4 protein-coding genes and 2 pseudogenes are annotated in these 7,066 nt (G+C 64.4%); 1 reads left to right on the top strand and 5 read right to left on the bottom strand.

The genetic code is table 11. From position 1 onward, the window contains the following. The 5 genes and pseudogenes from pdxA to lptF form a co-directional block, all read right to left on the bottom strand. Window positions 1-173, bottom strand: a pseudogene (gene pdxA / locus MOV75_RS21805) (4-hydroxythreonine-4-phosphate dehydrogenase); the annotation flags it as partial. Then, window positions 173-1,108 (bottom strand): peptidylprolyl isomerase, encoded by a 936-nt coding sequence (locus MOV75_RS21800; RefSeq protein WP_246927867.1) that lies wholly within the window; start codon window positions 1,106-1,108, stop codon window positions 173-175. The pseudogene pdxA and the gene MOV75_RS21800, both read right to left, overlap by 1 nt. Window positions 1,109-1,177: 69 nt before the next feature. Further along, a complete protein-coding gene (locus tag MOV75_RS21795; RefSeq protein ID WP_246927864.1) occupies window positions 1,178-3,667 on the bottom strand; it encodes an LPS-assembly protein LptD in 2,490 nt (829 codons plus the stop codon). Next, complete coding sequence (gene lptG, locus MOV75_RS21790; protein ID WP_247006580.1) at window positions 3,667-4,764, bottom strand: LPS export ABC transporter permease LptG; 1,098 nt, start codon at window positions 4,762-4,764, stop codon at window positions 3,667-3,669. Before lptG ends, MOV75_RS21795 begins: the two co-directional genes overlap by 1 nt. Then, window positions 4,761-5,927, bottom strand: a complete 1,167-nt coding sequence (gene lptF / locus MOV75_RS21785; protein ID WP_246927857.1) for an LPS export ABC transporter permease LptF — start codon at window positions 5,925-5,927, stop codon at window positions 4,761-4,763. Before lptF ends, lptG begins: the two co-directional genes overlap by 4 nt. A gap of 337 nt (window positions 5,928-6,264) precedes the next feature. Here lptF and MOV75_RS21780 point away from each other — a divergent pair. Next, window positions 6,265-6,981, top strand: a pseudogene (locus MOV75_RS21780) (M17 family peptidase N-terminal domain-containing protein); the annotation flags it as partial. Window positions 6,982-7,066: the final 85 nt, after the last annotated feature.

The following is a 7,066-nucleotide window of genomic DNA, read 5'->3' as shown; positions in this document are numbered from 1 at the left end:
CCGAGCGCCTTGGCGCGCTGCGCGATCAGCGCCTCGTCGCCGCGCAGGTAGAAGGCGGGCAGGTTCAGCTCGCTGCGCCTTAGCCAGGCTGCGATCGTGATGTCGGGACCGATGCCGGCGGGCTCTCCCAGGGTCAGGGCAAGGGGAAGCGGCTTTGCTGCGCGATGGGCCATCAGCGGTTGCGATATTCGATCATCGCCGCCTTGCGGAGGTCGTCGAGATAGGCCTTCTGGGTCTTCTCGTACTTCTCCTGATACATCTTCTCGCGGACCTCGCGCTTCTTCGGCGTGTCGATCATGGTCGGCTTGCGCGCGCACAGCACCACCATCTCGATGCCGTTCTTGGTCATCTCGGGCGCGGTCAAATGGCCGATCGGCGTATCGTCGAGCACCTTGCGCAGCGGCTCGGGCAGCTCCGCGGTGGTCTTGGTGACGGTGTCGCGGATGGTGGCATTCGGCGTCGAGCGGAACAGCGAATTGGCTTCCTCGCAGCTTCCGACGCGTGAGCGATAGGTCTCGGCTTCCTTCTTGCGTGTTTCCAGGAACGCCGCGGACGAGCCGCGCGGCACGATCAGCACGATCGGCTGCATCTTGTATTCGGTGCCTTCGATCTGAAGCTTGTCGCCGGTCTGGGCCTGCACGGCCTGCGCGACGTCGCGCTCGCCGACGAGCAGCTTCTCCTTGAAGCGGCCGCGCACCAGGCTGGTCCAGACCATCTCGGCCTTCATGCGGCCCTTCAGCGTTTCGGGGCGGACGCCTTTGGATTCGAGCGACTTGGTGAGCTGCTCCGGCGAGATGCGCATGCGCTGCGCCATGCCCTCGTAGGACTGGTTGACGTCGGAGACGCCGGGATCGACCCCGAATTTCTTGCCTTCCTTGAGCTTCACCTTGTCGTCGATCAGCTCGTTGATGACCTCCTGCCGGGGCGGGGTCTTCTGCGTCGTCAGCTGGTCGAGCTTGGCGCGCTGATCGATGTCGAAATCCGTGATCGGATCGCCGTTGACCATGACGACGATGTTCTGCGCGCGCGACGGCGAGGGCAGTCCGGTCAGGATCAGCCCGGCACCGATGGCGAGCAGGAGGCGGAAGACGGGCAATGGGGTCGTCATGATTGTCGCTCGCATGTCAACCGCGTCGAGCCTGTGATGGGAGCAAGCGCGGCCGGCACTTCAAACCGTTCACTGGAGGCCGGCGGAACTGCTGGTCGTCGACGAGGTCGCCAGCGTGCGCAGGCCGATCTGGAACATGAACGCATGGCTCAGTACGGGCGGCGCGGTGCCCGCAGAATAGCTATACGAAGTTACGTAGTTCGCCGCCAGCACGAAGCAATCGTCGACGTAGCCGGCACCGAGCACATACTGGTTGATCTTGTTGGCCTCGAGGTCCCACCGCGCCGAACCCGACACCACCCAGTTGGTGGCGATCTTGATCGAGCCCGAGGTCAGGATGCCCTCGCGGCGGGTCAGATAGCCGAGTTCCGGCTGCGCCGCGTAATTGCCGTACAGCACGGCGACCGCCCAGCGATTGAAATTGGCGCGGCCTTCCGCCTCGAAGCGCTGGACGTTCCAGGTCTGCTCATCCATGCGGGAGCGGACGCTGAACGTGTAGGTGCTGTTCGGCGAGTAGCTGGCGCTCGCGACATAATCGGAACGCGGCTTGTCCAGGCCGGAATCGAGGCCGGTATTGATGGTGTCCTGGACCGCGAAGGAGTTCATGCCGAACAGCTGGTAGGACTGGCCGAACAGCACCTTGACCGCGCCGCCCTTGTCGAACTGCGTGGTGGACTGCACGCCGACATTGGCGCGGCCGCCGCCCTCGACGCGGTCGTAGCCGGAGAACTTGTCGACGCTGAACAGGTTCGAGGCGTCGAACACCATGCTCTGGGCGTCCTCGTTCGGGAGCTTGCCGGCATAGGTCTCGTTCGGCCGGATGATGATCTGCGCGATCGGCTCGACCGTGGTCGATCCCCAGGGCTGAACGTTGATGAAGGGATAGCGGTATTCCAGGCCCACGGTCGGCATCAGGCGGAACGCCTGGGTGTCGCCGACGGGAAGATAGTTCGACACGCCCGGCTGGTTGGAGACCGAGGAGTTGATCGCGTCGGCGCGCAGGCTGGCGAACGGCGTCCAGATCTGGCCGAGCGGATCGGTGAACGATTTGCGCCACTGCGCTTCAGCCGTGAGGCGGGTATAGGTGCCGGGGAAGCCGCGCAGCAGGCACTGCGACGGCGTGCGGGCCAGCGGATCGGCCGACGCCGTCGTGCACAGGCTGCTGGTGTTGGCGACCGTGGTGATCGGATCGAACACCGCCTGGTCACGCGACATGTTCACGAAATTGGTCTTGTAGCTGAACTCGCCGCCGAAGACCGGATAGTTGAGCACGTTGGAATAGTCGATCACCGGATAGACGATCGGCACCTGGCTCTGGTTACCCGAATAGCTCAGCCAGTACATCGTGCGCGCGTCGAAGAAGCTGCGGTTGCCGACGCCGGTCAGATAGAGCTGCGACAGCGCCTCCGTCGGCAGCAGCAGGAACGAGCCGAGCGGATCGCGGTACTGGTAGAGCCGGTAGTCCGAGAAGAAATAGTAGTCGGACATCAGGACGCCGTCCCAACCCCAGACCCATTTGTCGTTCAGCGCGAACTGCCCCTTGGTGTCGACGGCGCCGCGGAACTGGCGGTCGCCGGGCTGCCCCGCAAAGGCGCCGGGATCGAGCTGGTCGATGCCGTAGGCGCGGATCTGGTAGGCGCCGTCGATCAGGCGCTGACGGAATTCGCCCTGCAGCATCACGCCCTGCCGCGACATGAAGCGGGGGGTGAAGGTTGCGTCCATGTCGGGCGCGATCGCCCAATAATAGGGAACTTCGGCGCCGAAGCCGGTGTTCGTCGTGCCCGGAAAGTAGCCCGGCATCAGGAAGCCGCTCTTGCGCTTCACGGTCGGGTCGGGCGTCGAGAAATAGGGCATGTAGGCGATCGGCACGCCGAAGAACTCGATCTGTGCCGTCTCGAAGTACAGCATCTTCTCCTGCTGGTCGTGGATGATGCGCGCACCCTTGACCTGCCACAGCGGCGGCTTCTTCGGATCGTCCTTACACGGCGCGCAGGCCGTGTAGACGCCGTTCTCGAACACGGTGTAGTTGCCGCTGGAGCGGTCGGCGCGGCTCGCTGCCATGCGGGTCTGGTCGGCGGTGTCCACGCGCAGCGAATCGACGAAACCGTCGCGGTAATCGTCGGAGAGATCCATGATCTCGGCATAGGTGATCTTGCCGTCGGCATCCGTCATGCGGATGTTGCCTTCGGCATGCAGCCGCTTGGTCTTCTGGTCGTAGATGACCCTGTCGGCTTCGACGCTGGTGCCGTTGTAGAACAGCTGGACGTTACCGACCGCCGAGACGCGCGAATTGTTGTAGTCGTAATCGACCTCGGTCGCCTGCACCAGCATCTGGTTGTCGTTGGGAGCCTTGGGCGGCTTCGGACGCGGCGGCAGCGGATTGTAGGTGAAGCTCTGGGCGGAGGCGGGGGCCACGGCGGCGACATCGATCAGCCCGCCGAGCGATGCCACGGCGGCGACCGCCAGCAGCAGCCTGCGGATGGACAAGCCGCTCCCGTTCGCGCGCACTACGGTGCGACGCGTCAAACGAGACACGAGCCCTCCATGGACGGCAGTCACTAACCGTCCTCCTGATACAACAAGGCCAAAAAGCCGGTGAGGCCGCCTACCACCGCAGGCAACCACGCCGCAGCGATCGGATGCATCAACTCAGCCTTGCTCAAGTCTTCAGTCACTTTCGACAGAACGTAGAGCAGAAAGCCTGCGCCCACGCCACTCAAAACCATCTTTTGCACGCCGCCCATCCGGAAGAAGCGCAACGACACGGAGGCCGCGAGCATCACCATGGCAGCCAGCAAAAATGGCTGCGCCAGAAGCTTCTGATACTGGAGTCGGTATCCGGCTGTCGCGAAGCCTGAGCTCTCGGAAGAGCGGATGTAGCTCGGTAGTTGCCAAAAGGACACAGTCTCGGGGGTGGAAAAGCTGTTGCGGACCTGCGCCTCGGTCAGGGTCGTCGGAATCTCCAGGCTGGCCTGGTCGACCGGCGGGGAGTCCAGCGAGAAGCGGCGGACGCCCTTGAACAGCCAGCGGCCGGTCTCGAGAGTCGCCTCGCGCGCCTCGACCCGCTCCTTGAAGTGCTGCTCCGGGTCGAACCGGAACAGCGTGAGCCCCGTGAGCCGGACGCCCTGCTGCTCGCTGCGCGCCGCATTGATGATGGTCTGGCCGTCGCTGGTCACCTGGTTGAGCCAGAAGCCGGAGGCGTCCTGGATGCCGCCGCCGGGCGCCGAGCCGAACAGCTCGGCCTCCATGCGCTTGGAAGCTTCGCGCAAATTGGCCGACATCGGATTGTAGGCGACGGTGGCGATCACCCCGATCAGGAGCGCGCTGCCGAGCGCCGGCGAGATGAACTGCCATGCGGAGATGCCGGCGGCGCGCGCCACCACGAGCTCGAGCCGGCGGGAGAGGGCGAGATAGCAGGTCATGGCGCCGACCAGCATGCAGAACGGCGTCAGCTTCTCCAAAAGCTGCGGCACCCGGAACAGCGAGGTCTGGGCCACCATGAGCGCCGAGGCCGATGCCAGCCCTGAGGTCTTGCGCACCATCTCGATGTAGTCGACCAGCACCAGCAGCAGGAAAATGCTCGCGAATACGCCGAGCGCGGCAACCACGAAGCGGCCGGCGAAATAGCGCCCGAGTGTGTTGGTGAGCATGCTCATGCGGTGGCCGGGCGTCCGAACAGCCGCGCGATGCGCGCGTTCGACCTGTTGATGGCGTCCATCAGGCCAGGGGGCGGCTCGACCACGACGCCGCCGATGATCATCCACAGCCCGACGCCGATGGCGCCGAAAACCATCGCGTATTGCAGCAGCACCGGCCCCGGCGACTTCACCGCCATCACCGAGCAGGCAAAGCCCGCCATGCGCAGGCCGAACACCGCGATGATCGATGAGCCGATCGAGAAGTTACGGCTCTGGCGGGTGGTGCGCGGCGCCCCGAGGAACGCGAAGGTCAGCACCGCAAAGGCGAAGGGATAGATCGGCGCGAGCAGGCTGTCATGCAGGGCCGAGCGGAACTGCCCGGGGATCTGCTTGTAGACGGGATCGTTCTCGGACGGTGAGAGCAGCTCCCAGAGATAGAGCTCGCGAATGCCGAGGGTGACGTCGCGGCCCTTGGAGAATTTCGACATGTCGAAGCCGTAGCGGCCGAAAGCCACCAGCGCCGGATCGCGCTTGCCCGCCTCGAAGCGCTGGAGATTGCCCGTTTCCAGCACCAGGAACGAGCCGGTCTCGTTCTTCACGACCTCGCCGCGTTCGGCGACGATCGAGACGCGCTCGTTCGGGTCGCGGCGGTCGTCGATGAAGATGCCGGCAAGGATGCCGCCGGGCTGGCGTTCGCGAATCCGGATCGTGAGGTTCTCGTCGAGCCGGGCGAAGCGGCCGGGCTGCAGGATGTTGGTGAGCACGTCCGCGGTGATCTCGGCATCCCACTGCTTGATCCGGCGCATGCCGTCGGGGGCGAGATAGGCCGCGATGAAGGCAACCAGCAGCGCCACCACACAGGTGGCGTAGAAGAACGGAAAGAACAGCCGGAACGGCGAGAAGCCGGCGGCATTCATCACGATGATCTCGGAATCGGTCGCGAGCTTGTTCAGCGTGTGCGAGATCGCGATCATCAGCGCGATCGGCGAGATGATCAGGACCAGGGCCGGCACGACCAGGCTGGTGATGCCGAGGAAGGTGAGGATGGTCTGACCCTGGCTCGTCATCAGGTCGATGCCGCGCAACGCCTGCGTAATCCAGATCACGCCGGTGAGGCTGACCAGGACCAGCGCAAACGACGCCAGCGTCGTGCGGAAGATATACTTATCGATCGACCCCATGCGCTACCGCACGAATCCCACCAAGTCCCCATGTCGGCCGAAATTCCACTGCCCAACCAATCCCCGATGAGGGGATCCCCAAGGTTGGCCAGCGCCTCTTCCGCCAGCTTACTCTCTCACTACCATCCCTTTGATCCGTCAACAAAATGGCTGCCCCGTGGCACCCTCAATATATGGTTAATATTTCACTCGATGTGGCCTTGAGGCCACGGGGGGTGCTTGGCATCTGCCGGGCCGCTGGCCCATAGTGCGGAAGGCTCAGTGAATCGTCGTTCAGGTCCGGCACGGTCAGGGCCGGTGAATGACGGAAAGACCAATATTTTTGAAGGAGTTACCTATGTCCGATGCCATCAAGGTCGGCTTCGTCCCATTGTCTGCTGCCGCCCGTGGCATCCTGGTCGTGTTCTGCGACGACAGCCTGAAGGTCGGTCCGGCGACGGCCAAGGCGCTGGGCGGCGCTGTCGAACTCGTGAAGCGCGCGGCCACCGCCGCCGCCTTTAAAGGTAAAAGCGGGGCCGCGCTGGACATTCTGGCGCCGGAAGGGGTGAAAGCCACCCGTCTGCTCGTGATCGGCGCCGGCAAGGCAGCCGGCCTGAAGGCGAACGATTTCCTCAAATTCGGCGGTGTGGCGGCGAGCAAGCTTGCCGCCGGGACGACCACCATGACAATTATGGCGGAGCTGCCCGATGGCGCCATGACGAGCGAGCAGGCGGTTGCGATCGCTTCGGGCCTTCGCTTACGCGCCTACAAGTTCGACCGTTACAAGACCAAGAAGAAGGATGGCGAGGAGGGCGGCTCGCGCGCCGAAATCTCGCTTGCGGTCGGCGATGCCAGTGCTGCGAAGAAGGCGTTTACCGCGGCCGGCCACGTCGTCGACGGCGTGATCATCGCGCGCGACCTCGTCAACGAGCCGCCCAACGTGCTGTTCCCGGAAGAATTCGCGCGCCGCGCCAGCCAGCTCCGCAAGCTCGGCGTCAAGGTCGAGGTGCTCGACGTCAAGGCGATGCAGAAGCTTGGCATGGGCGCGCTGCTCGGCGTCGGCCAGGGCTCGGCATCACGGAAGCTGCGATCATGATGCGCACCATTGCGGAATCGGGTGCCGGCATGTCCGGTGCGTCCGCGGTGCATATCAACGTGTT

This window comes from Bradyrhizobium sp. PRIMUS42 (assembly GCF_023006515.1).
Classification (GTDB): domain Bacteria; phylum Pseudomonadota; class Alphaproteobacteria; order Rhizobiales; family Xanthobacteraceae; genus Bradyrhizobium.
The sequence above is the reverse complement of the archived record's forward strand: the minus strand, read 5'-3'. Positions and strand labels throughout refer to the sequence as shown.

What these genes read in the sequence shown, in the direction of transcription:
- MOV75_RS21800 (WP_246927867.1), bottom strand. Translation starts at nt 1,108, where the DNA reads ATGACGACCCCATTGCCCGTCTTCCGCCTCCTGCTCGCCATCGGTGCC.
- lptG (WP_247006580.1), bottom strand. Translation starts at nt 4,764, where the DNA reads ATGAGCATGCTCACCAACACACTCGGGCGCTATTTCGCCGGCCGCTTC.
- lptF (WP_246927857.1), bottom strand. Translation starts at nt 5,927, where the DNA reads ATGGGGTCGATCGATAAGTATATCTTCCGCACGACGCTGGCGTCGTTT.